This window comes from Paenibacillus sp. FSL R10-2199 (genome assembly GCF_038000235.1).
GTDB lineage: Bacteria > Bacillota > Bacilli > Paenibacillales > Paenibacillaceae > Paenibacillus_AQ > Paenibacillus_AQ phytohabitans.
Map to the genome: position 1 here is coordinate 4,838,675 of NZ_JBBOBO010000001.1, position 25,824 is coordinate 4,864,498.

27 protein-coding genes are annotated in these 25,824 nt (G+C 50.5%); 21 read left to right on the top strand and 6 right to left on the bottom strand.

All coding sequences use genetic code 11. The features are described 5' to 3' along the window. The first annotated feature begins 178 nt into the window (after positions 1 to 178). On the top strand, positions 179 to 856 hold the full coding sequence (locus NYE33_RS21305) for a 3D domain-containing protein (protein WP_341067409.1): 678 nt from the start codon (positions 179 to 181) through the stop codon (positions 854 to 856). A gap of 158 nt (positions 857 to 1,014) precedes the next feature. Here the strand turns inward: NYE33_RS21305 and NYE33_RS21310 are convergent, their stop codons facing one another. Beyond that, positions 1,015 to 1,875, bottom strand: coding sequence for a polysaccharide deacetylase family protein (locus NYE33_RS21310; RefSeq protein ID WP_039299069.1), 861 nt, complete (start codon positions 1,873 to 1,875; stop codon positions 1,015 to 1,017). Between the two features lie 193 nt (positions 1,876 to 2,068). On the opposite strand from NYE33_RS21310, the gene NYE33_RS21315 reads away from it, so the two are divergent. The 9 genes from NYE33_RS21315 to NYE33_RS21355 all read left to right on the top strand — a co-directional run bounded on the left by NYE33_RS21315 (position 2,069) and on the right by NYE33_RS21355 (position 9,767). After that, the gene (locus NYE33_RS21315) at positions 2,069 to 3,109 is read left to right on the top strand and encodes an NADH:flavin oxidoreductase/NADH oxidase (RefSeq protein ID WP_042137799.1); all 1,041 of its coding nucleotides are present in this window, start codon (positions 2,069 to 2,071) and stop codon (positions 3,107 to 3,109) included. Positions 3,110 to 3,195: 86 nt separating this feature from the next. Then, entirely contained in the window at positions 3,196 to 3,900 is a 705-nt protein-coding gene (locus tag NYE33_RS21320) for a dihydroorotate dehydrogenase electron transfer subunit (RefSeq protein ID WP_341067410.1), read from the top strand. After that, positions 3,893 to 4,825 carry a dihydroorotate dehydrogenase gene (locus tag NYE33_RS21325; protein ID WP_042137792.1) on the top strand — a complete coding sequence of 311 codons (933 nt, stop codon included), beginning with the start codon at positions 3,893 to 3,895 and terminating at the stop codon, positions 4,823 to 4,825. The genes NYE33_RS21320 and NYE33_RS21325 overlap by 8 nt, the downstream gene beginning before the upstream one ends. A 97-nt stretch (positions 4,826 to 4,922) precedes the next feature. Then, positions 4,923 to 5,261 (top strand): prenylated flavin chaperone LpdD, encoded by a 339-nt coding sequence (gene lpdD, locus NYE33_RS21330; RefSeq protein ID WP_042137791.1) that lies wholly within the window; start codon positions 4,923 to 4,925, stop codon positions 5,259 to 5,261. 80 nt (positions 5,262 to 5,341) lie between these two features. Then, positions 5,342 to 6,010, top strand: a complete 669-nt coding sequence (locus NYE33_RS21335) for a PspA/IM30 family protein (protein ID WP_039299055.1) — start codon at positions 5,342 to 5,344, stop codon at positions 6,008 to 6,010. 126 nt (positions 6,011 to 6,136) lie between these two features. After that, entirely contained in the window at positions 6,137 to 6,547 is a 411-nt protein-coding gene (locus NYE33_RS21340) for a DUF350 domain-containing protein (RefSeq protein WP_042137790.1), read from the top strand. Positions 6,548 to 6,713: 166 nt separating this feature from the next. Next, complete coding sequence (locus tag NYE33_RS21345) at positions 6,714 to 7,220, top strand: DUF4178 domain-containing protein (protein WP_039299317.1); 507 nt, start codon at positions 6,714 to 6,716, stop codon at positions 7,218 to 7,220. Positions 7,221 to 7,430: 210 nt separating this feature from the next. Beyond that, positions 7,431 to 8,723, top strand: coding sequence for a molybdopterin molybdotransferase MoeA (locus NYE33_RS21350; RefSeq protein ID WP_340945104.1), 1,293 nt, complete (start codon positions 7,431 to 7,433; stop codon positions 8,721 to 8,723). Between the two features lie 681 nt (positions 8,724 to 9,404). Beyond that, positions 9,405 to 9,767: a hypothetical protein gene (locus NYE33_RS21355; protein ID WP_341067412.1), complete on the top strand. Its 363-nt coding sequence runs from the start codon at positions 9,405 to 9,407 to the stop codon at positions 9,765 to 9,767. A gap of 343 nt (positions 9,768 to 10,110) precedes the next feature. Here the strand turns inward: NYE33_RS21355 and NYE33_RS21360 are convergent, their stop codons facing one another. Next, positions 10,111 to 10,989 carry a pentapeptide repeat-containing protein gene (locus NYE33_RS21360; RefSeq protein WP_445669786.1) on the bottom strand — a complete coding sequence of 293 codons (879 nt, stop codon included), beginning with the start codon at positions 10,987 to 10,989 and terminating at the stop codon, positions 10,111 to 10,113. A 60-nt stretch (positions 10,990 to 11,049) separates the two neighbouring features. Further along, positions 11,050 to 12,144, bottom strand: a complete 1,095-nt coding sequence (xerS, locus tag NYE33_RS21365; RefSeq protein WP_042141249.1) for a tyrosine recombinase XerS — start codon at positions 12,142 to 12,144, stop codon at positions 11,050 to 11,052. 172 nt (positions 12,145 to 12,316) lie between these two features. Between xerS and NYE33_RS21370 the strand changes: the two genes are divergently transcribed. From NYE33_RS21370 to NYE33_RS21405, 8 genes are all read left to right on the top strand, one after another. Further along, positions 12,317 to 12,826: a GNAT family N-acetyltransferase gene (locus NYE33_RS21370; RefSeq protein ID WP_039299018.1), complete on the top strand. Its 510-nt coding sequence runs from the start codon at positions 12,317 to 12,319 to the stop codon at positions 12,824 to 12,826. 109 nt (positions 12,827 to 12,935) lie between these two features. Further along, entirely contained in the window at positions 12,936 to 13,967 is a 1,032-nt protein-coding gene (locus tag NYE33_RS21375; RefSeq protein WP_341067413.1) for a hypothetical protein, read from the top strand. A gap of 81 nt (positions 13,968 to 14,048) precedes the next feature. After that, positions 14,049 to 14,450: an RrF2 family transcriptional regulator gene (locus NYE33_RS21380; RefSeq protein WP_076243033.1), complete on the top strand. Its 402-nt coding sequence runs from the start codon at positions 14,049 to 14,051 to the stop codon at positions 14,448 to 14,450. 105 nt (positions 14,451 to 14,555) lie between these two features. Then, positions 14,556 to 15,209: an MBL fold metallo-hydrolase gene (locus NYE33_RS21385; protein ID WP_042137785.1), complete on the top strand. Its 654-nt coding sequence runs from the start codon at positions 14,556 to 14,558 to the stop codon at positions 15,207 to 15,209. A 24-nt stretch (positions 15,210 to 15,233) separates the two neighbouring features. After that, positions 15,234 to 16,340, top strand: a complete 1,107-nt coding sequence (locus NYE33_RS21390) for an AbrB family transcriptional regulator (RefSeq protein WP_341067415.1) — start codon at positions 15,234 to 15,236, stop codon at positions 16,338 to 16,340. A gap of 275 nt (positions 16,341 to 16,615) precedes the next feature. Next, positions 16,616 to 17,245 carry a TetR/AcrR family transcriptional regulator gene (locus NYE33_RS21395; protein WP_336101471.1) on the top strand — a complete coding sequence of 210 codons (630 nt, stop codon included), beginning with the start codon at positions 16,616 to 16,618 and terminating at the stop codon, positions 17,243 to 17,245. Positions 17,246 to 17,280: 35 nt separating this feature from the next. Next, positions 17,281 to 18,159, top strand: coding sequence for a hypothetical protein (locus NYE33_RS21400; RefSeq protein WP_341067418.1), 879 nt, complete (start codon positions 17,281 to 17,283; stop codon positions 18,157 to 18,159). A 41-nt stretch (positions 18,160 to 18,200) separates the two neighbouring features. Further along, positions 18,201 to 18,686: a flavodoxin domain-containing protein gene (locus NYE33_RS21405; protein WP_340945127.1), complete on the top strand. Its 486-nt coding sequence runs from the start codon at positions 18,201 to 18,203 to the stop codon at positions 18,684 to 18,686. 377 nt (positions 18,687 to 19,063) lie between these two features. On the opposite strand, the gene NYE33_RS21410 is transcribed toward NYE33_RS21405, so the two are convergent. Continuing rightward, complete coding sequence (locus NYE33_RS21410) at positions 19,064 to 19,999, bottom strand: Gfo/Idh/MocA family protein (protein ID WP_042137774.1); 936 nt, start codon at positions 19,997 to 19,999, stop codon at positions 19,064 to 19,066. Between the two features lie 118 nt (positions 20,000 to 20,117). Here NYE33_RS21410 and NYE33_RS21415 point away from each other — a divergent pair, with 118 nt between their 5' ends. Further along, positions 20,118 to 21,074 (top strand): helix-turn-helix transcriptional regulator, encoded by a 957-nt coding sequence (locus NYE33_RS21415; RefSeq protein WP_340948933.1) that lies wholly within the window; start codon positions 20,118 to 20,120, stop codon positions 21,072 to 21,074. Between the two features lie 180 nt (positions 21,075 to 21,254). Here NYE33_RS21415 and NYE33_RS21420 read toward each other — a convergent pair whose 3' ends face one another. After that, the gene (locus NYE33_RS21420) at positions 21,255 to 22,496 is read right to left on the bottom strand and encodes an MDR family MFS transporter (protein WP_076243040.1); all 1,242 of its coding nucleotides are present in this window, start codon (positions 22,494 to 22,496) and stop codon (positions 21,255 to 21,257) included. Positions 22,497 to 22,639: 143 nt separating this feature from the next. On the opposite strand from NYE33_RS21420, the gene NYE33_RS21425 reads away from it, so the two are divergent. Next, positions 22,640 to 24,415 (top strand): ABC transporter substrate-binding protein, encoded by a 1,776-nt coding sequence (locus NYE33_RS21425; protein WP_341067420.1) that lies wholly within the window; start codon positions 22,640 to 22,642, stop codon positions 24,413 to 24,415. 142 nt (positions 24,416 to 24,557) lie between these two features. Next, positions 24,558 to 25,544: a cation diffusion facilitator family transporter gene (locus NYE33_RS21430; protein ID WP_042137768.1), complete on the top strand. Its 987-nt coding sequence runs from the start codon at positions 24,558 to 24,560 to the stop codon at positions 25,542 to 25,544. Positions 25,545 to 25,650: 106 nt separating this feature from the next. Here the strand turns inward: NYE33_RS21430 and NYE33_RS21435 are convergent, their stop codons facing one another. Beyond that, positions 25,651 to 25,824 carry a hypothetical protein gene (locus NYE33_RS21435; protein ID WP_179093450.1) on the bottom strand — a complete coding sequence of 58 codons (174 nt, stop codon included), beginning with the start codon at positions 25,822 to 25,824 and terminating at the stop codon, positions 25,651 to 25,653.

A 25,824-nucleotide genomic window follows, 5' to 3' on the forward strand; every position in this document is an offset into this window, starting at 1 on the left:
ACAAAAACATAGCCACTGGTTACAAAGTTGTGATATATTCATAACTGTTAGTTTACAAAGCGCCGCAATTCCAGAGACCTGGCAACAAAAAAGTACATAGGTCCAGCGTTATCTTGGCGTCACTGGCGGAGCCGTATCCGTTATATCCTGGACGCCCACTAATGAAGGAGGCTATTTAATGAAAATCAAGTTCGGAGCCATCACAGCCCTGGCTGCTGTACTGGGACTCGGCACATTGCTCCAAGCCGCCCCTGTTCAAGCTGACAGCGTACATATCGCTGGAGAAGCAACTACCTTTTATACGCTGTCCAATCATTATGACATCAGCGTAGAAGAGCTCATGAGCGCAAATCCGCAGATCTCTGCAAGCAACATCTACCCGGGTCTTAAGCTTGCCATTCCCGGCACTGTTCAGGCCAAGACGGTAGCAGTCACAGAATCGGCAGCCGCCGCCGTTGTAACTAACGCAGACTTGTCAGCACTAAGTGTGGAGCCTGCATCAAACACCGTTCAAGCCTGGGGCAAAGCTTATACTTATGCCAAATCCATACAGGTAAAGGCTTCGGCTTATTCCTCTGCTGCCAGTGAGAATGGAAAATGGGGCGCGGTTGATTATTTCGGCAATGCGCTTAAGCTGGGAACGATTGCAGTTGATCCTAGTGTCATTCCGCTGGGTACCAAGATTCTCGTTACCGGATATTCTCATCCGGGTCTCCCGAAGCAGGCATTCCTGGCGACCGCCACTGACATGGGGAGCGCGATCAAGGGCAACCGGATTGACATCTTCATTCCCGGCAGCCAGAGCTTTGTAGCCGATTTCGGCTATCAATATGTACAGTTGTATATTATTCAATAACCCGATAAATGTATAGCTGCACCATTTACCAAAGGAAACAAAACCCGGCCGTTCTCCGGCAGGTTTTGTTTCCTTTTTTTAATATATAAAGGGCTTCAAGCTATATTTTATCCCTCTGCTTCTATTTGATATACTGGCTCTCCGGTGCATCAGCCGGTTCATTTGCTTTTGCTGACTTCGAACATTTGCGGAACAGTCACGAAGCTATACCCGCGTTTGCGCATAATGCTGATGACTTCCGGAAGCGCCTGTATGGTACCCTGCAGATTGCTGCCCCGGCCGCCGCCGCCGTGCTGGAGTATAATTGCGCCTTTTCCGGCCCTGGAGAGGATATTGTTCCGTACCTGGGTCTTGGATAAGCCTCTCCAGTCCAGGGAGTCGACGTTCCAGTTCACCAGCTTGTAGCCGTGGGCTCTGGCCCATTTCAGCTGCTGCTCACTGATGTCACCGTACGGGGGACGGATCAGCCGCGGTTTGTAGCCCGCAAGAGCCTGGATGATATTCTCGGTACGGATAATCTGGGTGCGGAATTCATTCATCCCCAGCTTGCCGAATTCGGGATGATTGTAGGAGTGGTTGCCAATCGCATGGCCTTCCCGGATGATCCGCGCAACCAGACCGGGATGTTTCTCGGCACGGCTGCCGACCACGAAAAAGGTGGCCTTGACATTATATTTATGGAGAACATCCAGCAGCTGCGGAGTAAAGCGCGGATCAGGCACATCGTCAAAGGTCAGGGCAATAATCTTGCGCCGCGGCCCCTGGGTCTTGATCGTATCCGGATATTTGCGCAGCAGCTGGCTTAGAGAAAGTCCTTTATTTCTTTTGTGGCGCCGGGCTGAAGACTGGGAGGCGGTGGAGCCGGCCGGAACAGCAGGATCTTCTTCCATAGAGACATTCGGCCGGGCGGAGGCTGGAGCGGATGCAGAAGCAGACACAGCAATCGGGAAGATGCTGGGCAGGATCACTATTATTATGAAAATAAGGAGCAAAATGCGGCGGATTCTTGCCAACTTCATGGGTTACGCCTCCTCTGATCACACAACTGGATATTTTGAAATACAAGGGTTGTTATTCCCAGCCTTTGCGAATTTATGCTGTCAGCATGTGAATCACCTAAAGATTTAACCTGTCCGTAAATACGTGTATACTTAATGAATACGGGGGTAAGCCCGCCAAATGATGAGAGATACGGGAAGGATGGAGACAAGAATGACAGATTTGTTTGCACCTTATGAACTGAAGGCCCTCACTTTGAAGAACCGCGTGGTTATGCCGCCGATGTGCCAATATGCAGTTGAGAAGCAGGACGGCATTCCTACAGACTGGCACTTTGTGCATTATGTCAGCCGCGCTGTCGGCGGTACCGGATTTATCATTGTAGAGATGAGCGGGATTCATCCGGACGGGCGGATTACCAATCAGGATACGGGGATCTGGGAGGACGGGCAGATTGCGGCGTTTAAGCGGATAACAGAGGCTGTTCATGCCCAGGGTGCCAAAATCGCCATCCAGCTCGGACACGCCGGCCGTAAGGCGGTGGATGCCAATCCCCCGGTTGCGCCTTCGGCGATCCCGTTTGATGCACATTCCCAAACGCCCCGTGCGCTGACCCGGGACGGGATTGCAGAGATGATCGGGGCATACCGGGATGCTGCCCGCCGGGCGGTCGAGGCCGGATTTGATACCGTTGAGCTGCATGGAGCTCACGGGTACCTGATCCACCAGTTCCATTCCCCGCTGTCCAATGTCAGGGATGATGAGTACGGCAGCGATCCCGCGTTGTTCGGTGAGCAGGTAGTGGAGGCGGTGCGTGAAGTGCTGCCGGCGGAGATGCCGCTTCTAATGAGAGTTTCCGCTAAGGAATATGTAGAAGGCGGATATAATGAAGCTTACGCGCTGGAATTCTGCCGCCGCTACAAAGCTGCAGGAGTAGACATGTTCCATGTATCATCCGGCGGGGAAGGCCCGATCGGCTCTAATGGAGGTCCTAATGCAGGACCGGCTTATCAGGTGGAGCTTGCTGAGTACATACGCAGCGGACTGCAGGTACCGGTAATAGCTGTAGGCCGTCTGGAATCCTACGGGGAAGCCCAGGCGGTAATTACCGAAGCGAGGGCCGAACTTGTGGCTGTCGGCCGGGGGATGCTTAGTGATCCGTACTGGACTTTGCATGCGGAAGAAGCGCTCGGAGGGGTACATCAGGCCAATTTGCCTAAACCTTATCTGCGCGGGATTTGGAACAAGAAATAGAAGGCTGTGATTGTGAAGTATGTCACAGATTTTAAGCTCCTTCTAAGGCATGGTTAATAAGATTAAATTTGAAGGAGCTTGATAACGTGGCGACGGTGATAAGTAACGAGCGGCTTGGAGACGGAGTATACCACCTGGTGGTTGAAGGAGGTAACGGCGGTGCGATGGGTCAATTCTACATGCTGCGGGCATGGGGAGCCTATCCGCTGCTGTCCAGACCGCTTAGCATACATCAGGTGAATGACAGCGGTGTTGATTTTTTGTATCACGTAGTAGGGGAAGGCACGGAGATTCTTGCCGGACTGAAGCCGGGAGACAAGCTTGAACTCGAAGGGCCATTCGGCACCGGCTTCCCGCAGGTGGAAGGTAAGGTTGCGTTAGTAGGCGGGGGCATCGGAATTGCTCCGCTCTATTACTGCGCCCAGGAGCTTCCTGAGAGTGACATCTACCTCGGCTTCAGCCGGGAACCTTTCCGTACCGAAGCCTTCCGTCCGCTTGCTGCCGAGCTAACCGTCGATGTGGGCGGCCACATTCTAGACAGCGTGGATTTCACAGCCTATGATCATATATTTGTCTGCGGTCCCCATCCCATGCTGAAGGCGGCACAGCTCAAGGGCATAGCAGCGGAAACAGCCGGCAAGCGTCCTGACGTATATCTGTCGCTGGAGAACCGCATGGCCTGCGGCATCGGTGCCTGTCTCGTCTGCAGTGTATCCTGCAAGGATGGACAACGGAAGGCCTGCGCAGACGGCCCTGTCTTCCTGGCTGGGGAGGTGCTGTTCCATGATTAATACAACTGCTACTATTGCCGGTGTTCATTTCAAGAACCCGATTGTTATGGCTTCGGGCACGTTTGGCTTCGGCCGTGAATACGGCAAGCTCTATGATGTATCCCTGCTTGGCGGCATCTCCGGCAAAGGGCTGACGCTCCATGCCAAAGCGGGAAATCCCGGTGTACGCGTGTATGAGACAGCATCGGGCATGCTGAACAGTGTAGGACTTGAGAATCCGGGAGTGGAAGCCTTCCTGGCCAAGGAGCTCCCATACTGGGAGACGCTGGACACGGCGCGTATCGTGAATCTGGGCGGCAACACACTGGCTGATTACGTGCTCGGCGCCGAGCTGATCCAGCGCGATGCGGATGCCCGCCTGCTTACAGGCAAACCGGCAGTGGATATGATCGAGCTGAATATCTCTTGCCCGAATGTGAAGGAGGGCGGCATCGCCTTCGGCGTGAAGACTCCGGCAGCACTTGAGGTCGTCCGGGCAGTTAGAGCAGCAACCCGTCTTCCGCTGGCCGTGAAGCTGTCGCCGAATGCCGAGGATATAGCAGAGATGGCTGAGATGTGTGAGGCTGAGGGGGCGGATGCCGTCTCGCTGATCAATACGATCTCAGGAATGAAGATTGATGTGCGCCGCCGCCGCAGTGTATTTAATAATCTGTATGCCGGTCTGTCCGGACCTGCCATTAAACCTGTAGCCTTGCGGATGGTGCATCAGGTATCCAAACGTGTATCCATTCCGGTTATCGGGATGGGCGGCATCACCTCAGCTACCGATATTATTGAATTCATTATGGCCGGGGCAGCCGTCATTCAAGTGGGAACGTACAACTTCATGAATTTACGGGCCGGCAGTACGCTTGTCGAAGAACTGCAGCAGTTTATGGCTGAAGAGAATATCAGCTCGCTGGATGAAATCCGCGGTATTGTATAGCTGGAAGGCTGATCCTGCGATTTCGCATAACTTTTTTGCACAGCCTGAGAGATCTTCACTTGCCATGGTTAATATAATGGGTAGGGGGAATTCTGTTATGACATCCGATCAGCCGCATCCTGATGACATTGAGCTGTCTGAAATCACGGTTGGCCGTGACCTGCTGCTGCTGATTACCGGAGGTGTCCGTCATATCGGTGCGGCAAGCACCGCTTATATGGATGGTGACAATGCCAGGGTCATGACTTCAGCGGTCCCGCATCATAAGGAGCATACCATCAGCGAATCGGTTGCACTCCGGGCAGCAGCTGCGCTGAACGTGACAGTCACGGTTGTGATGGGGATTCATTATGACAATCTGACCAAAGAGGGCATTATGGAAGTCGTAAATATTGTGAATACCAAAGTGGACCAATATTTATTGCAGAAGGTTTAACAATTTTTGAAACGATAGTGGCACTCCCTGCGTAAAAGATACCAAATGAGCAACTAACTTTTATTTTGGAGGAATGAACCATGTCTATATTTAAAAGATTGCGTGATCTGACCATGTCCAATGTGAATGCGATTATTGATAAAGCGGAAGACCCGGTCAAAATGACCGACCAATACATTCGTGATATGACCGAGGATCTGGAAGATGCGGAGAAAGCGGTAGCTGCCCAGATTGCTATTGAGAAGAAGTTCAAGCAACTGTACGAAGAGCAGGAAGCACTGGTGAACAAGCGTAACCAGCAGGCACACGCTGCCGCACAAGCCGGTAATGCAGATCTGGCCCGCCGTGCATTGGAAGAGAAGAAATCGGCTGAAGCCAAACTTGTAGAGTACAAAACCAGCTTCGATCAGAACAAGGCTTCAGCGGACAATCTCCGCGGCAAGCTAGAAGAAATGCGCAAGCAGCTTACACAGATGAAGAACAAACGTGAGACCCTTGTTGCCCGTTACAACGCAGCGAAGGCGCAGACTGAAATCAACAAAGCCATGAGCGGATTCAGCTCCGATTCGGCTTCCGCCGGTCTCAAACGGATGGAAGACAAGATGCTTCAGGCAGAAGCGCAGGCAGAAGCCAGCAACGAGATGAGCTCCGGCAACAAATCGCTGGATGATGAATTCGAGAAGCTGGGTAAAGACCAGGCGGTAGAAGATGAGCTGGCTGCACTGATGAAGCAGTACGACAAACAATAATATATTGGCATAAGCCGGAGTTCAGGCGGTTGTCCACAGGCGAAGGGGAGACAGAACTAGCGGTTTCTCCTTCGCCTTATCTTTGTCTTACCTGGAAGGTAATCTGAACAAGCGGGGGCTAAAGCAATGGATTTCCATACCCTGGTGTCCATGGTAGTGTGGACGGTCAGCGGCGCAGTACTGCTGTGTGTGCTGATGTTCGTGGATTCGCTGTTTACCCGTTATGATGATTTGGAAGAACTCAAAGCAGGCAATATGGCAGTCACTACGCGCTTTGTGCTGAAGCTGGGGGCTCAGGGCTATATTTTATCGTCATCCATTGCTGCGGCTAGCCGGCTGGGGGAAGCGCTTGTTGTCTCTATTGTATCTTTTGTACTGTTGTTTGTTCTGGAAAAATCAGCCGAGCTGCTGCTGGGCAGGGTAGGCAAGCTTGATCTCGATCATGGCACTCAGCTGGGCAAAGTCGGCTACGGTCTGCTTGCAGGCTCTTTGCATGTAATCGGGGCTTTAATTATTGCTGCATTTATTCGTGGATAACATACTTACTCTGACACAACTAAGCAGATGCTTTTGAAGCGAGTTTTGCGGAGGGAAATCGATGTAGTGTATGCTGACACAACTAAGCGGATGCTTTCGAAGCGAGTTTTGCGAAGGAAAATCGACGTAGTGTATGCTGACACAACTTTTAGGAGGATTGATGGCTTTGGGTTTATGGAAAAGGATCGGTAATATGTTCTCGAAGCCGGAGGCGCCCGCTGCGCCCAAAAGCATGCTCGACCTGTCTCCCGGAGATATTTGCGAAGTATCTTTGGTAACTTACGAAGTAACGGGCCGGACGAAGACCAGCGGCCGCAATGCTGCTGTATTGACGCTTCGCGACGGAAGCCAGATTTCCTATCTGTATATTGAAGAACGGGAACAGCTGCAATACAGATTGTATCATCCGATCGACGGGCGTCTGGATAGCCCTTCCGAGGTACCGGCTACATTGGAGCTGGATGATTGTACCTTTTATCTGGAGGAAGAATACGAGGGGTATGCAGCAGTTACAGGTCAGACTCCTTACATGAATGGCGGAGAGCAGCATGTCTGGCAGTACCAGTCGGATGATTCGCGGCTGCTGCGCGTGGAATGGCAGAATGGCCGGTTCATGCTCTATGAAGGTGAAACTGTCATTCCGGCTGATGTCAGAGTGATTCGTGCGTCTTAAGGTTAACATGGAGCAGAAGAGATCAGTCTGCTAACAACTGAAGCGTATTGAGATTAAGGGATGCAACTGCCTGCTACAGGCCGTGTGCGTCCCTTTTTGCGCGCGAGCCAGCCGGAGCTGAATTTCCCTTAATAGTGCCGCATGTTAAAATGGGCGTAGCTCAGCAGATGCAGGAAACTGCCAACTTAACAAGGAGGATGGACTACTTCCATGGTTAATCCAGAGAACCATAACAAGGAATATACCAATGATAAATTTCAGCGCTCGGCGCTTCAGGTGACAGAGGCTCAGGTCCGGCTGACAGCATATGCAATCCCCCTTTCGGATGAAGAGGTTCCTTTGAATCAAAGCTGCGGGCGCTATCTGGCCCAGTCTGTTCATGCACCGCATCCTTTTCCGGCATTTGACCGCTCAAGTATGGACGGCTATGCAGTTATCGCAGCAGATACAGCATCTGCTGGTGATAACAGCGTGCTGTGGCTTGAGGTGGTAGATGTTATTCCCTGCGGCGTAGTAGCGTCAAGAGAGATTTCGACGGGGACTGCTGCGCGGATCATGACCGGAGCGCAGGTTCCGGATGGAGCGGACACTGTAATTATGTTGGAGGCCACAGAGAGCCGGATGGAAGATGGTGTTACTTATGTGGGCATTCGCAAGCCGCAAGCGGCGGGTCTTCATATTACGCCGTGCGGCCTGGAGCTGGGGACAGGAGAACTGGTGCTGTCTGAGGGGAAAATAATCGGTGCCGGTGATATCGCTGCACTGGCTGCGCTGGGGGTCGCGAATGTTCCCGTGCATCGCAGACCTAAGGTAGCAATCTTCGCCACCGGGACTGAACTGCTTGAGGTGGACGAGCCGCTGGCTCCGGGTAAAATCCGCAACAGCAACTCTCCTATGCTGGAGGCGCTTGTACGGGAAGCAGGCGGCGAGCCTGTAATGCTGGGTGCGATTGTTGATGATCTGGAGCTTGCCCGAAGTAAAGTGCAGATGGCTCTGGAGAGCTATGATCTAGTAATTACTACTGGAGGTGTGTCCGTCGGAGATTATGACATTATGGGTGATCTGATCCGCGAGCAAAGCGGCGAAATGCTGTTTAACAAAGTAACTATGCGACCGGGCAGCGTTACAACTGCAGCAGTACGTGGAGGGACTATTCTGCTGGCCTTATCAGGCAACCCGGGAGCCTGCTTTGTAGGGTTCCAGCTGTTCGCCCGGCCTGTCATCGGGCTGATGCAGGGGGCGGCGCAGCCTTTTTTGCCGGAATGGACTGCTGCGCTAGGCGTGGATTATAAGCGGGAGAACTCCTTCACCCGGTATGTCCGGGCCCGGCTGGAGATCCGGGAGGGTGTTCTCTATGCTTATCCTGCCGGCGTTGACGAATCCTCCGTGACGGTTACGATCAAAGACAGCGATTGCCTCATCGTCATTCCGCCGGATAGCGGGCAGATGAATTCCGGGAATAAGGTAACCGTACTTAAGCTGCCGGGGGAGATCCGGGGGTGAGTAGTGGGGAGACAGGAACCTCAACAGAAGCGCATATCAGCTTTGAAAGGAAAGTCTAAGAAACTGTACTGAAGCAATTAGAGCAAGTAGAGCAAGTAGAGCAAGTAGAGCCCGGGCGCGAACCCCGACTTTAACCCGAACCGGAATTTGGACAAACCCTCATAGATGGGCGCTCACCAGCATGGACAAGCGTATGGCCATGCTGAGTATGTCATTTTGTGAGAAAATGTAAGGGGAATACTGGGGTTGAATAACTTATGAGTGCGGATAAAACGTAGGCGCTTAATGTATTTTAACGTTTGATGACTTATTATCGTTTGATGTTACTATCGCTTGATGTGTTACTATCGCTTGATGTGTTACTATCGCTTGATGTGTTACTATCGCTTGATGTGTTACTATCGCTTGATGTGTTACTATCGCTTGATGTGTTACTATCGCTTGATGTCTTACTATCGCTTGATGTGTTACTATCGTTTGATGTTTGGTTTTATAATTTATTTAATATTTTCACCATATGAAAAATTCATAATAGAAAAGTGACTTACTGGTAGTGCATGAGATGCTGTCGTGGATGGGATGATGCTTAAGTTTGCTTAAGTTTCATATCGTAGCGGCTTAAATGTTGTACGTAATGCAACTCGGACCCCAAAATATCGGGGTGTTCGGACAGATTGTTGTATGAAATACAAGAATTGGTTCGTTCAACGGCTTGGGGGAGAAGAATTGATGCCTTTTGTACAACAATTCTCGATTATAGCCGGAATCATAAGGGAATTGTTGTATTCTGTGCAGGATTTGGCAAAGAAATCAGTTCTTCCTCACACGTCGCGGGTTGAAATCGTAAAATCTTGCCCCAACAGACCAAAAGGTCCAATACTTACTGTGGTGAAGGCTAAAATTGATGTGAATATTTTTAATTCTGCTATGGGCAGCAACGAGGCTAATTCTAATATTACAACATATGAAAAATTCACAATAGAAAATCGAAAAAGTAGAGCAACCTGCCAGCAGAATCATCCCATCGTGCTCCTATTTTCATAATGCGCATCCCGAAAAACGGGTTACAAGGGAAAGCCCTAAGTTCTCAGAATACTTAATGAAAATCAAAAAGAAACCCGGATCAACTACGATCCGGGTTTCTTGATAATCTAAGCTCAGAAGCAGAAGTATGCTTCAAACTGCTACGTTGTCGCGTAAAGCCCAAATCAGGCCTAAGGATATCATGATCATCCGCATGCGGCTGGAAAAAGGAGAATCAGGTGTACAAATGCGCTTGTATCCGAAGATATGGAGCAGACAGTCTGAAAACCTCAATCAACACACAAATACGGCAGTAACTAGCCACCTGTTGCTATATAAAACAGCAGAGCAGCCTAACTTAGTCTCACCCTTTGTCCGCTGACCAGTGCTCAGGATGCGTAAGCGATCCCGGCAGCTTGGTAGCCGAATTTCCCTTAGCGGCTTGCAGCTGCGCTTGGGTAAGGAAGAGGCTGTCCCGCAGATCGGCGCCGCTCAGATTCGTGTCGCGGAGGTCAGCGCCGATCAGGTCGGCATGCCGCAGATCTGCACCGCTGAGGTCAGCGGCGATGAGATATGCACCGCGTAAGCTGACACAGCGGAGATCGGCCTTACGCAGCTTGGCGCCGATCAGATCTGCCCCGCGGCCGTAGTTTTTCTGCCGCTTGGGAGCCGGGGTCAGCTGCGCCCGCGCGGCATTACGTGCCAATTCGCTGGCGCGCAGCAGCAGTTCATTGACTTCAGAGCGGTGAACTGGTACATCTAGCGTCAGGAGTTCTTCTGGGCTGAGTGTAGTCAGACTCAAGGTCCGTTCTATTATCAGCATAAGAGAATCATGCATAATATCAGCGCCGGGGAACGCCAAGGCCTCACGCAGATACCACAGCAGCTCGTGAAGCTGGCGCATCACCGGGAAGACCTCGAACATCTGCCCGGCGGTTTCAGGGGCCTGCCGCCAGTCACGGCCTCCATAGGTCAGATTGGAGACCTTCTGCCCGGCTCCGAAGCAGTCATACACTGTGCAGCCCCGGAAGCCCTTCTCCCGCAGTTCCGTGTGAATTCCGCAGCGGAAGTCCTCCCGCAGATTGGGGCAGGGCTGTCCTGCATTCTTATCTATTGCGAAGTCGGAGGAAGCGGCAAAAGGAAGCGCCGCGCAGCAGAGGCCAAAGCAGTTCAGGCAGTCAGAATGCAGCTCATGCAGTCCAGTGTCCTGAGTTTCAGTCCAATTTAAATAATTTTCTATCAAAGGAATAATACCTCCACATGAATAATGAGTTTCAGCCCGGAGCTTTTCGCAAATGTTAGACTATTGGGGGGATTCACTCTCCAGACGGCGCTCAATAGCTTCTGACATTGTTTTGTCCGTGAGATGGGCATAGATTTCGGTGGTTTCAGTTGAAGCATGTCCGAGCTGTTCCTTCGTCCTGTAAATATCATTTTGCAGATAATAGTCGGTTGCGAAGGAGTGCCGCAGCTTGTGTACGGTCAGATAAGGTTTGCCAAACCGCTTGGCGTATTTGATAATCATTTCTTGAATCGCCCGCTTGGTCATCCGTTTGCCCTCAGTGCTGCCATTTGGCAGGGTGATGAAGAGCGCTTTTTCCCGTTTCGGAGTCTTGTATCTGGACTGGCGGAGGCTGAGGTACAAGCTGAGATCGTCCTTGGCCTGCTCGCGGAAATAGACCGGGGTCTTGAAGGTTTCGTCATTATGACCCTTGCGGAAGACATAGAGCAGCTTGTTGTTCACATCCAGATCATCCACATTGAGATTGACTACCTCGGATACGCGCAGGCCGGAGTTCAGAATCAGACTGGCAATACAGGCATCCCGCTCACGGTTCAGCTGAAAAGAATAATAAGCCTGCTTGTTGGCTTCTACATCTTTGCCATAACCCTCGTAGATATAGCCTACGAATTCCAGCAGCTCCTCATCCTCCAGAATTTTGCCCTTCAGCTTGGCGGCCGTATCCTTCGGTTTGTGAATCCGTTTGATCTCCACCTTGGCCATAATATTACGCTTAAGCAGCGGATAAAAGTTCTCATCCTCCGCAATCTGGCTTAAGTAGTGGAAAAGGGAGCGCAATGCAGACAGCTTGCGGGACACGGTAACGCGTGTATTCGCACTCTCAGCCCGGGTTGTCAGATGAAGGCGGTAACCGACAATGCTGTCCATATGCAGGGTCTCCAGATCGAGCAGCGTAATTTCAGTATTGCTCGCAGCTGCGGATAGACCTTCACCGCGCAGCCAGCCGAAAAAGGATTCATAATCACGGATATACTCCAGCAGAGTGGAGGGGGACAGATCCGGACGCTTATAATCGATGAACTGCTGCACGAACCAGGGCATCTGCGGCAGACGCTGGTCGAGGTTTTTCCGGTCGGTGTTTTTTTGAATACTGATAGGAATCACCTTCTTTATAGTTTGCCGGAAGCCCGATAGGGCTGTCATTCTATCTTAACATGTTTTTAGCATTTTATGGCTTGAATCTGCTTCCGGGAAAGGCAGTGCCCTTGCTCCTGATGTAACAAAGTTATATGATGTGAAGTAAACGAAAACGGCAGAGGTGAACCTGATGGAACTTGGAATCGAGCTGGTTCCTAAAGAGCAGAAGCAGATTATAAGCAGATTAATGCAGTTCTATTTGTATGATTTTACGCGGTATCTGGAGCTGCAGGTGGACCGTGACGGATTGTTTCCGTCTTATCCCGGGCTGGAGGCTTACTGGAACAGCGGTCTAAACAAGTTCGCCTACTTATTCACGGTAGACGGCAATATTGCCGGCTTTGCGCTTGTAGACCGGCTACTGCGTGATCCGGAGGGACAGTTCTATATGACGGAGTTTTTTGTGATGCAGAAATACCGCCGCAGCGGCGTAGGAACCTGGGCTGCACACCGGCTGTTCGATATGTTCCCCGGCGACTGGAAGGTCTCGCAGATCCGTGCGAATACGCCTGCGCGTAACTTCTGGCACCGGGTGATCGGTTCCTATACAGGAGGGGAGTTCCAGGAGAGGTTCAACTCCCGGCAAGGCAACCCCAGCCAATACTTCAGCACATTAAATACTAATAGGATTAAGAAATAAATGCGGAATGCCTTAACATGGATGAATTCACTGGTTCATCACATACAATTCCCAGAATGGCGCGCAACTTTAAGGCGCTTCCAGCGTCTGGTAAATGAGGTGATCACAAATGTCCATGTGTAAAAGTGTGCTCGGAGCGGGCTGCATTACAATGGTATTAGCGCTCAGCACAGGCTGCGGCAACGGGGCAGAGATTAATTCCTCCGGTGCCGGGGGGATGGCACAGCCGTCCGCAACGACAGCTGCAACAGCTGCAGTATCCGTTACTCCTTCTCCAGCCCCTGCTACCCCGGCAGTAATCCAAACAGAACCGCCTGTGGTCAAATCAGTCGCGCTGATTCCGGCAGTGCTGGATTATACCGAGAGCGGCAGAGGATATGTAATTAAGGGAGAGGTTGTACAAGCTACATTCTCGGCAGATCAGATTTTGCCTTTGGGGCTGTTCATGCCTGAAACGATGGTGCGGTTTGAACAGGACGGAAGGACTGCCTGGGGCACACCGGATAAACAGAATTATATTACTTTAATTAAACTTGATGGAGCGGATACGGCAGCTGGTGATGGAGAATTTGGGCCAGGCAATGATCTGGTGCTGCTGAAATATAAGGAATACCTCGGAAGCAAAGTAAAAGCAAGCCAGACGGCCGAAGCATTCAAATTCACGGCGAAAGATCAGGCTTACAGGGCGGAAATCCATATACAGGATGAACAACGTACAACTTTGCTTCCTGTGTTCATTGATATGCTTAGAGCTGTTGAATATATGAAGAAGCAACCGCCCATCACTCCGGGTGTGTTCTTAACAGCGCCGGATGTAGGAAGTGATCCCGGGAAAAAGCAGGCGCTGCAGGAAACGATGGACTGTCTTGATGCCTGGGCGGCAGGGGATAAGGAGAAATTCGACTCTACTCTATACTCACCGCAGCTTAATGAAGCTCTGCAGTTTTTTCTGGATCAAAAGAATGTCTATCATTTCTCCGAATTGACCGTCCGGGGCATTCCTATGGAAGGGGCCAAACGGGCTGCCTTCATCGTCAGCTATACCCGGATGACTTCAGAGGGATATATTGTTGATGGAGCTAATGAGATCTCTCTGCTCAAAAACAAGCAAGGTGAATGGAAGATAGCTAGTATTGATTAGCCGGTTAATAAGGTTGTATGCAGATATTAAGTGTGCTATGATTTGCACATATTAGTAGTAGTGAAGGAGTTACTACTTCCCATGGCAGAGCTCAAACGATTTGGTTATGGATTGCAGGCGTTAGTCGTGCTCGCTTCAGCTAAGGAGCAGTACTCAAGCAGGGAGATTGCTGAACAGATCCGCTGCGAGCCGACAGCGCTGCGCAAGATCCTGTCCCGGCTTACTGAAGCCGGTTATATTGAGGTACGTCAAGGCCGGGGCGGAGGCTATATGCTGGCTAAACAACCCGGAGATATTACCCTGGCAGAGGTATACCTGTCCATGCATGATGATGTACCTATGCTGGACGGCATGCTGGACACTACCGGCAATCATTTGTTTGGACAGAAGGTCCGCCAGTCCTTCGATCAGATTATGACGGATATCCGGTTCCAGGTTGAGCATGTGCTGAAATCCTATACGGTTGCTGATTTGGTGGAGTGACGGCTGAGATTCCGTGGCCGTTCTCCAAACACATGCTTTTTTTGATTTAAAATGTGCAAATAAATGCACAATTTAATAGCACTATTCAATTATGGAGGAGATTAAATGAGAATACACTGGTTTGGACACTCCGCATTTCAGCTAACATCTGAGCAGGGGACGGTAATTCTGATTGATCCGTACGGGAAATTCCTAGGCTACCGGATGCCCCGGGTTAGGGCGGATATACTGGCAGTCACCCATGATCATAAGGATCACAATCAGGTTCATATCGCTGAAGGCGACTACGAACTAATTAATAACCCAGGGCATTTCAGTGTAAAAGGAGTGGAGATTCATGGGGTGCCCACTTATCATGATAATGTTGAAGGGGCCAAAAAAGGCAGTAATACGGTCTTTGTCTTCACCGTCGACGGACTGCGGATTTGTCATGCCGGTGACCTCGGCCATATTCTGACCCCGGAGCAAGTGGAGCAGATAGGGGAGGTTGATGTGTTGATGATTCCTGTCGGCGGAAGAATGACGCTGGATGGTACTGGAGCAGCGGCAGTGGTGAAGCAGCTGCAGCCGGCGGTTGCCATTCCTATGCATTACAGCACCAAAGCGCTGGGACTGCTCGGCCGGTTTTATTTTGCCAAAGCGGATAAGTTCTTGCAGGCTGCAGGCAGGCCTGTTAACGTTGTAGAAGAGCTGGTGATTACTGGTGAGACCCTTGCCGGACTGAATCACATCTATACTCTCCAATATGAACCAAGCTGAATGGGCTGGAAAAGAGGATTGTTGATGTCAACCCTATCTGTGACCCGGCGTAAACCGCTATATGTTCTGATGACCCTGATTACCGCGTTGGCTGGCGGGGGCATCTTTATGCTGCTGCATCTCCCGCTGCCTTGGCTGCTCGGCCCAATGATCGCTGTGCTGACCGGTTCCAATCTGCGTAAGCAAGTATATATCTGGCCCGGACAAATACGGAACACCGGGATGATTATCGTCGGCTATACGATTGGTCTCTCGTTGACCGGTTCTGCACTGAATCAAATAGCTTATCAGCTGCCCTCTATGCTGCTTATGACTACGCTTCTGCTGCTGTTCTGCGCCGGAATTGCGGTGATTGTATCTAAGGTGTCGGGAACCAACTACAAGACCATCCTACTGGGAAGTATCCCCGGCGGCTTAACCCAGATGCTGGTGCTGGCCGAAGAGTCGGAGGATATCAATCTTACGGTTGTAACCGTCATTCAGGTGGTCCGGCTGATGATGATTATTATCTGTGTGCCGCTGCTGATCTACAGTCCCTTGTTTGCCAGCCACGCTGGCGGGGGAGAGAATACACCTCTTCTGGTTGAATCTGCGGCCGGCTGGGGAGGGCTATTCCCAAATATCTTTTATTTTGTCGTCGCTTGTACGGTATGCGGAATTGTAGGCCAAAAGATTAAATTTCCAACCGCCTATCTCCTCGGTCCGGCAATTATTACGGCTATTCTGCAGATCAGCGGTCTTCAGGGTCCCGCGCTTCCGGATGTTCTGATCAATGCCGCGCAGCTGATGATTGGAGTATATGTCGGACTGCTGCTCGATCCGCGTAAGCTGAACAATAAACTGCTGACACTATCGCTGGCTGTAGGCAGCGGGGCAGTGCTGATAGCAGGGGCGTATGGCCTGAGTCTGCTGTTCGCTTATCTGGATTCGGTATCATCAGCAACAGCGCTGCTCAGTCTTGCTCCTGGAGGGATGGATCAGATGAGTCTGATCGCGCATGAGGTAGGGGCGGATTTGCCAACGGTGGCGGGTTATCAGTTATTCCGGACGTTTTTCATCTTTTTTGCGGTTCCGCCGTTGTTTAAATTAATCTTCCGGGAGAAAAAACGCAAGACAGTAACGGTTAGTTAACATAATAATGATTATGTTAACTTAATCATGAGTTTAATCGGCTAAAGCGGTATTGAAATGAAAAGAGAACTTAAAAGTGAACTTAAAGCAAAGCTTGGGATGCCCTCCGGGGGTGGTCCCAGGCTTTTTCTGCACATGCAATTGGGGGATTTCTCAAAAATGTAAAAATAATCACATCATTTAAGTTTCTCGGTGCATATAATCTGTATTGAACAGTGTTTAAAAACATTACAGTGTTAAATTAAATAACGCCTTGTTAAAGGAGTCTTATAATCATGAGTAAAGAAGAGAGACAAGAGCAGGAACGGGAAGCGATGCGCAATTTGATTCTGACAACGGCCGGTGAACTAGTGGCCGAGAAGGGGATTGGGCAGTTGTCTATCCGCAAGATCGCTGAACGGATGGAGTATTCCGCCGGAATCATTTATCACTATTTTCAGGGAAAGGAGGATATAGTGGAGCAGCTGCTTCAGCAGGGGTACAGGGAGTTGATGGGCGGACTAACAGCCGGATCAGACACTGTGCGGAGTGAAGTATCGGCTGAGGATAACTTAAGCCAGTCTCTGTCACAGTTTATCCGGATGACCACCGCGGAAGGATCACAGTACCGGAATGTGATGCTTAATGATTCGCCTGCTGTACTTAAACATACTGCAGTACTGCATAAAGGGGCTGCACTGGAGCGTAATGCGATCAGCATGCTCTGCAGGACTCTACGCCAATTCAGAGGGATGGCAGCCCGCAAAGAGGAGGAAATTGAACTTACTGCCCAAGTGATCTGGAGTGCGGCATTTGGACTGATCATGAGGCTGAGCGTCGAGAAGAATCTGCCGGAGGAGCAGAAGGAGGCGCTGATTGCCCGGCATATCGAGGCAATGCTGCTTATTGCAGGGAGTCGGGAATGAGTTTTTAAGATTATTCGGCTAAGGGGTAGAAGGCGATGGGGTATAGACGGTCAGTTGGCATTTTAACGGGATTAATTATTATCCTTGCGATAGCCGCGTCGGGGTACGGATTACTGTCAGGTCACGGACCGGGGGTGAAAGGGAGTTCTGAATCCTTTACCTCAATCCGGGGTGAGAAGGTCGAATTATATGGTAGCGGAATCTATAAAAATGATTCAATTTCTGTCGTTGCCCAGGCCAAAGCCCAGGATGGAGTTACACTGGTACTGGGGGTTCCCTTGCTGCTCGTTTCACTGGTTATGAGCTTCAGAGGGCGGGTCAGAGGGCGGCTGCTGTTAGCTGGAGCCTTGGGATATTTTACGTATACTTATGCGTCCTACAGCTTCCTGTCTATGTACAATAACCTGTTTCTAATCTATGTAATATTGTTCTCATCCAGCTTATTTGCATTTATTCTGACTCTGCTGTCATTAGAGAAGGAGAAGGTTGAACGTTTCTTTAGACCAAGTTTACCGGCACAAAGCATAGGTGTATTCCTGCTTTTCACCTCATTAATGATCATGTTGTTATGGCTGGGCAGGCTCGCTGGTTCTTATCGCCAAGGGACAGCACCCGAAGGGTTGGAGCATTACAGCACATTAGTGATTCAGGCACTCGATTTAGCCATTGTTGTTCCGCTATCTTCAATTACCGGGGTACTGCTCATTCGCAGACGGCCTTATGGTTATCTGCTTGCTTCTGTAGTCATAGTAAAAGCTGCGGCCCTGCTAACCTCCATCACTGCCATGATCGTTGGGATGCTGAGGGCGGGAGTAAGTGTATCTACAGTAGAGCTGATAACGTTTCCTGCGTTTAATTTAGGTGCTATTGTTTGTTTATACCTTGTATTAAGCAATGTACAGGAACCGGGATAGCCTTCAAACCCATTTACCACAGATAAGGAGCGGCGGATAATATGAGTAATAGAACACTGATTCTATATGCAGGCAAGTATGGATGTACCGAGAAAGCGGCATTTCTGTTGAAATCGAGGCTTGGAGAGGCTGAGGCTGTGAATCTAAAGTATGCCAAAGTGCCGGCGTTGGCTGCCTATGACACGGTGATTCTGGGCGGTTCCATCTACTACGGTACAATCCGTAAAGAAATGGCGGCATTCACTTCCAAAAACGTACAGGAGCTGTCGGGTAAGCGGCTCGGGTTATTCATCTGTGCAGGGATGACGGGGGAGAAAGCGGAGCAGGAGCTTCAGCAAGCTTATCCGGAGGTTCTGTACAAGAAGGCACTTGCCAAGGAGATCCTGGGCGATGAGATTTATCCGGAGAGAATTTCAGCACTGGACAAATGGGTTCTGCGGATGGTCAAGGGGAAAGGGAATGAAGCTGGAGCTGGATTATCGATGAATAAGCTCGAAGGGTTCGCACGTGCAATGACAGTGAGTTAGATTGGCTGTAAGCCAGCGGCAGGGGCTGAAATGATAAATTTCTGTAAAAGAGCGGCAGCTAAGGAAATTGATCCTGTGCAAAGAGCTGCCGCTGCATTGATTTTGGGAAGATATAGCATTCAACTCTATCTAGGGTAACATAAATAAAATTATGTTAACTAACAATCTGCATGTATCACTAAAAATAACAGACCGTCCCCTATGTATTATACTATTTCAACATGTGAAAAATTCATAATAGGAAAAACTTCACCAATTACTCCACTTTGCTACCACGCTCGCCTGCAAATTCAATACGTACCTATCCACAAACAAATGGAAAAAGGATTGAAATACCACTACCAGCTACAGAAATCGACAGTATTTATTGCGATTAATTAACGGAGCTCTTCCGTCAATTTTGATGCCATTTCCAGTGACCTCAGCGCATGCTGCAGTGAAAGGATGGAGTCCGTACCGTCCTGCAGACATTGGAGTGCATGGCGTAAGCTTTTTTCATAAGGATTGTTAGGAGGCAATGGAATACTCTCTTTGCCTATAGACGTATATGCGGTTAAGCTGGCCTCTATATCCCCGTTCGCATAACCGACCTCGTGGAACACCAGCTTCGCCTGATCGAAATAAGCTTCATAACCGACGGTAAAAGGATAAGACTCCGGCATCTGAGAAGAGACAATCAGCTGTGCGCTCACCTCAGATTGAAGGAAGGAAGCATGCACCAATGCTTCACCGTCTTTAGCTCCAGAGGTACCCCAGACCGCAGAAGGTGCAGGTGAATCCAGCAGCCATTCGATGAAATCCAGATCATGAATCATCAGATTAGCTGCGATCTTGGAGAGGCCCAGGTCCCCCCATAGCGGTGCCGTTTCCCGGCGCAAGGTGACTTGCAGCAATTTGCCGTATGTAAGCTCTTGAACTGCCTTATATAAGTACTCATAGGCATAATCGAATTTGATGAATTGATTGACCAGAATTCTCCGGCCGTATTGCTGTTCAGCCAAGAGCATCTCCCGTGCATCTTCCGGCTCCAGGGCAACCGGCGTTTCGCAAAATACATGCTTCCCGCGTCTCAGTGCCTCCACAGCATAAGTCTTATGAAGCGCAGAAGGCAGACAGATATCTATTACATCCAACCCGGGATCAGACATTATATCTTCTATAGACAATGTGATCTCTACTCCAAGCTCTTCCTTCAGCTTCAGCAGCTTGGCTTCATTTCGTCCGAAGACGACCACACGGTCTGTAGACTCCAGTTGCTTCAAGATCGATGCATGATAGGCTCCAAAACCTGTTCCCAATATGCCAATATTCATTTACAGCAGCTCCTTAGATTTGATACATTCATCATAACGTCCTATTGTTGACAACAGAGTGGCAAGAATAGAGTTGTGAAATGATGCGTCTTTGAAATGTAGAAAAAGGAGGGATATGATGCGGCTGCACCGCTTGATTGCAATTCTTTTATTGGTTGAATCCAGGGGCAGGATGAAGGCGGCTGCTCTGGCAGAGGCCCTCGAAACGTCCGTCCGCTCCATTTACAGAGATATTGATGTCCTGGCTGAATCGGGCATTCCTCTCGTTACCACAACCGGGCCGAACGGCGGAATTTCATTGATGGAGGGCTATACGGTGAATCTGCGGCGGTTGCATGGCGAAGAGGTGGTTCAGCTGTTTTTGACAGGGATGGGGATGCCAGCAGGCGGTTCGGGCGAGACCGGTATTCTGCTCCAAAATGCTCTGCTGAAGCTCGAAGCAAGCTTGCCCGCTCCTTATCAGGAGGATATCCGTACCGCGCAGAGCCGTTTTCTATTCGATGATACACCGTGGTGGAGTGATCGGGCGGTAGTGCCATATCTGGAGGCGCTGCGCACTGCGGTGTGGCGAGGCAGACGAATTGAGACGAAGTACCGCAAAATGAATGGAGATCTCTCCTGCCGGAAGCTGCATCCCTATGGACTTGTTGTCAAGCAGGGCGAATGGTATCTGGCCGCTTATTGCGAGGGCGCGGAGGCTGTTCGTACGTTTAAATGCGAGCGGTTTGCCGCGGTGTCGTTAATAGAGGGAACCTATACTATCCCTGAACACTTCTCCCTGCAGGAATACTGGAAGGAAGGAGAGCTTGCCTTCATTAATGCCAGCAAAGCACGGGAAATCTACCCCGTAGTCATCCGCACGCCAGTGCATAATCAGGGGATCAGTAAGAGGTTAGAAGTTATGAATACGGAACCAGAGGGTGAATTCCAGATCATCACTGCGAATATGTACGACTATGAGACTGCGTGTGAGAAGGTGCTGCCCTTGCTCGTCCAAGCTGAAATTATGGAACCGGCAGAGCTTCGGGAATACATTGGCAGTCAGGTGCGTATATGGAATAAAATGTATTGTTGAGATTGATATTGTTGTGAAATGGTAACATAATTAATATTATGTTAACTTATTAATAGTGAGTGGTTGTTAAGCAATAGCTCGCGAGTGAATTTATGGTAGCATGTTAGTGTTATAGAGACAGGTAGTCAAAATAATCCCCAGACCTAAGCTTCTCAGCGGGGTCTGGGGATTAGTCATGTCTTAGGCACTTATGTTAGCCTTATTGCCAGCTTCGGCAAGCTCTCTGCTCCGGAGCCTTTTGTGCGCCGTAATCAGGAAAGGCAGACCCAGCGCGGTAGTCAAAGCCAGCGGCACGAATACGGCCGGACCATTCGCCGTACCGAATTGATCGAGCAGCAGGCCTCCCAGAATAGGCGCCATTACATTGCCAAGGTTATTGAAGCCGATGGTGCCGAAATAAGTACCTTTCCACTCCGGACGGGCAATCCGGTCTATCAGCATATCCATCATCGTGAAGAGCAGGACTTCCCCGACTGTGAACAGCACGACACTGAACATAATGAGCGCGACTCCGCCAGGCATGCCAAACAGCAGCAGACTGAGAGCAACGCAGCTATTACCCAGGATCAGAGGAATGACCGGCGGGAATTTGCTGGCTGTACGGACAATCGGATACTGCACAATCAGCACCGTTACCGCATTCAGAGACAGCATGTAGGAGAAGAGCTGTTTGCCATTACTGAAATGGGGGTTGTTCGCCAGATATTGCGCCAGTGTTGAACTGAAGTGCCCATATCCCAGCACGCAGAAGATCGTACCGAGCAGAACGGGCAGGAAGACCTTATCCCTTCCGGTGGTGGACAGCGCTTCAAGCAGCTTCGGTGTACGGGCTTCGCCATGAACCGGCAGGCTGGCACGGTGTACAGAGAATTGCAGGAACAGTACAAGTCCATAGGCGATATAGACGATCCCGGCGATCATGAACGGGAATGTGGATTTGGCTGAGCCCAGCTGCAGGCCAATGATCGGCCCGAATACCACACCCAGATTGACCGCTGCATACCGCAGATTGAAGACCAGCAGCTTGTGATCCGGAGGTGTAATATCCGAGAGTAAAGCCCGCGAGGTCGGTTCGAATACTGCACGGCATAGCCCATTTAGCGTATTGACGAGGAAAAAGACCCATAAATGCTGCGCGGCTGAGAAGCCGAAGAATACGCAGGCCCAGCCGAACACGGAGACCAGCATAACGATTTTGCGGCCGATCACGTCAGATATGTAACCGCCGTAGAAGCTGATCAGAACACCCGCCAGAGAGCTGACGGCTACCGTAAATCCTGTTTGGGTGGCAGTAGCGCCCAGGACTTGTGTCAGGTAAATCGATAGAAAAGGGATACTCATGGAGGTGACCAGCCGGCCAAACATCGTTCCGATGATAATGGTCCAAGCCAGAGGATGAATGTGCCGCAGATGCTGTTTCATAGAATCAGATGTCTCCTAATCGGGTGATTTGAATTTGGCGAATGCTTCTTGATGCTGTATTAAGTATAATTGTATAGATAAAAGGATGAAATAAAAGTGTAAGGATTTCATGTTACTTTTCACCTTTAAAGGAGCCTGGATATATGGACAATAGCAGCATGAATTATCTCTGTTTGGCCGCAGCTTTAGACCCGGCTTTCAGTATACAGCAGCCCATTCCGGTCACTATTGAGCAACTAACCGGCATCCTGTGCTGCACGCCGCGCAATGTAAAGTTTATTCTGCGGAAGCTTGAGGAACAGCAATTGATCACATGGATACCCGGCAGAGGCAGAGGGAATTATTCGCAGCTGACGTTCCTGCGCAGTGTGGACGAGGTGCTGGAGGAGAAGTTTCAGGACATGGTCCATAAAGGCCGGATTAAACCGGCGATCGAGTTAATTGGCCAATATCAGGTGAACGAGCCGCTTAAGGAACGCCTGCTGGCAGTACTCGACAAACAAATGGGCTTCTGGAGTGAGCCGGACTCCACATCCGGGCAGGAGGTGCTGCGGATTTCCCGTAACCGCCCGATGGAGAAGCTGGACCCGGCGATGGTGTACACAGCTTTTGAAACCTATTTGCTGGGGCATATTTGCAGTACATTAATTACCTATGATGCAGAGAATGGCAGCTTTCTGCCTGGGCTGGCGCATACTTGGGAGGCCAATCCGGACAGTACAAGTTACCTGTTCTATTTGCGTAAGGGGGTAAGGTTTCACCACGGACGGGGGATGACTTCACGGGATGTCAAAGAGACCTTGCAGCGTCTGACCGATCTGAATAGTCCGGCGATCAGCCATTTTAAGGATATCTGTCATGTCGAGCTGGAAAGTGATTATCGAATCCGGTTTGACCTCGTGCAGCCCAATACCTTTTTTCTGCATCTGTTCAGTTCAATCTATATGTCTATTCTGCCTTATGATGTGGATTTCGCCGCTAATCCGGTAGGGACGGGGCCATATCAGGTACTGGATCTGAATGAGGATGTACTGGTGCTCGGTGCATACGACCTCTATTACGGAATCCGCCCACTGCTGGACCGGGTAGAAATCTGGTATTTACCGCATTTGGGATCGAGTGTCCGCCAGTATCAGCTTACGGATGCCGGGCACAACCCGCTTCCTGCCGGGGAAGAGCAGGGCCATAGCATTGATTACCCGGCCTTGGGCTGCCGCTATATCCTGTTTAACTTTAGAAGAGAAGGACTTCACCATCAGCAGGCTGTACGGCAAGCGTTACGGATATTGTACAATCAGCCGGCCATGATCCGGGAGCTCGGGGGCAACCGGATTATGCCGGCGGACAGCTTTTTACCCTGGAAGAGTAATCAGCAGGAGTTCAGAGAGCCATTGCTTGAGGAAGCAAAAGCGCTGCTTCAGGCTGGCGGCTACGGGGGAGAAGTGCTGACGATTGCCTACCGGAGCCGGAAGGAGGATCAGGAGGAGGCTATATGGCTGCAGGAACGCGGCGGGAGGATCGGACTTAAGCTCCAGCTGCATCCTTTGACCGAATACGATCTCGCAGATATCATGGGCTATGCTGACTTGCTGATTGCCGAAGAGGTGCTGGAGGATGACTGGCAGTGGGGGATGATCAATTATTTCCGCAATGAGTCGAACTATCTGCATGATCTGCTGCTGGATCGTCAGAAACTGGCGCTGCAGCGGGTACTGGAGCATTTCTCCCGACTGCCTGCTGAAAAGCGGGCGGAGCTGCTGGATCTGGCGGAAGACCAATTGCGCGACAACTGCTGGGTGCTCTATGGCTGCCATATGAACAAAAAAGCGCAGCTTAGCCAAAACCTGTTCGGACTGCAGACCGGCTCTTTCGGATTTCTGGATATTTCGAAGCTATGGGTTAAATCGGGATTCCAGTAATTCAACCTCCAACTCACCGCAGCTGATAGAAAATTGCCGCATGGGGTAAATAGATACATAGACCACGGCGGGAGCCGTACGAAATCAGCTGCGGAGGCGTCTGCCGGATTTCGGTATATGAGCTTAAGGAGGCTGCCGGATAATGGAGCAGACAAACGAAAGCATAAGAAGCTTAATCAAGAAGGGCAATAAATCCTCAGGCTCGGCTGCTATCGGCAATACAGGGATTGCCATCGTTAAGGGAATCGCTTTTGCACTGACAGGCAGCGGTTCAATGTTTGCCACAATGATGCATTCGATTGCCGACGCTGTGAATCAGATGTTTGTATTTACAGGCAGTGTGCTGGCTGAGAAAAGACCGACACGCCGCTTCCCGGACGGTTTCGGCCGGGTGATTAACCTATTCTGTATGGTGGCCGTAATTGTCGTGACCATCATGGCGTACGAGACAATGCATGAAGGTTTCCATCTGCTGAAGCATCCGGCTACGGATTCGCAAGGCTACTGGATCAATGTGCTGGTACTTGTGCTGTCGATCGCGGCAGACGGATTCGTCTGGGTTAAGGCGATGAATGAGGTGCTGCATGAATCACGGGTTGAGGCCAAAGGGCTGGGCAAGTTCACGGCTTCCCTCAAAAATGTGAAAAGAGCCGCCCCGCCTACCCGGCTTGTCTACTATGAGGATCTGGTCGCAACAAGCGGCGGCCTGCTCGCCATGATTGCCATTCTGGTTACCGCTTTTACCAATTTCAAGCTGCTGGATGGTGTGAGCAGTATTCTGATTGCCTTCATGATGATCGGGGTGGCCTTCCGTGTAGGCTACGACAACATGGTCGGGTTGATCGGTGTGGCTGCACCGCCGGAGATTGAGGAGCGGGTGGCGAAGATTATTTTTGATGACCCGTGGGTGACGGATATTTATCAGATGCGGATTCTGCAGGAAGGGCGTTATTATCACGTCGAAGGACTTATCGAGCTGAAACGGGGAATGACGCTCGCCGATGCCGATGACATTAAGTTCAAGGTAAGGGACAAGCTGCTTGCAGACCCGCATATTTCGGATGTGACGCTCGGCATACTCGAGGATAACGGAATTCAGAACTGGGTACCGCAGCATGAGCTGCAATGAGTCTCTGCTTAAGCTGGAACAGGAGAGAGGGTTTACTTGAAGAAACGGCTGCTTCCCCTAGGGGACAAGCAAGCCGTTTCTTTGTGCAGGAGAAGCCGGGATTAGCTCAGACCGCTGCCTGCTGCTTGCCGTCACATTTCTTGCAGACGGTGAGCTTCTCGCCCGCAGGACCTTTTCCGAAATACAATAGCTTAATACGGGTGCTCCCGCAGATCGGACAGGTGCCTCTTGCTCTGGAAGGAGTGCGCCAGAGTGCTTTGCCGCGCTTGTTTTTGGCCAT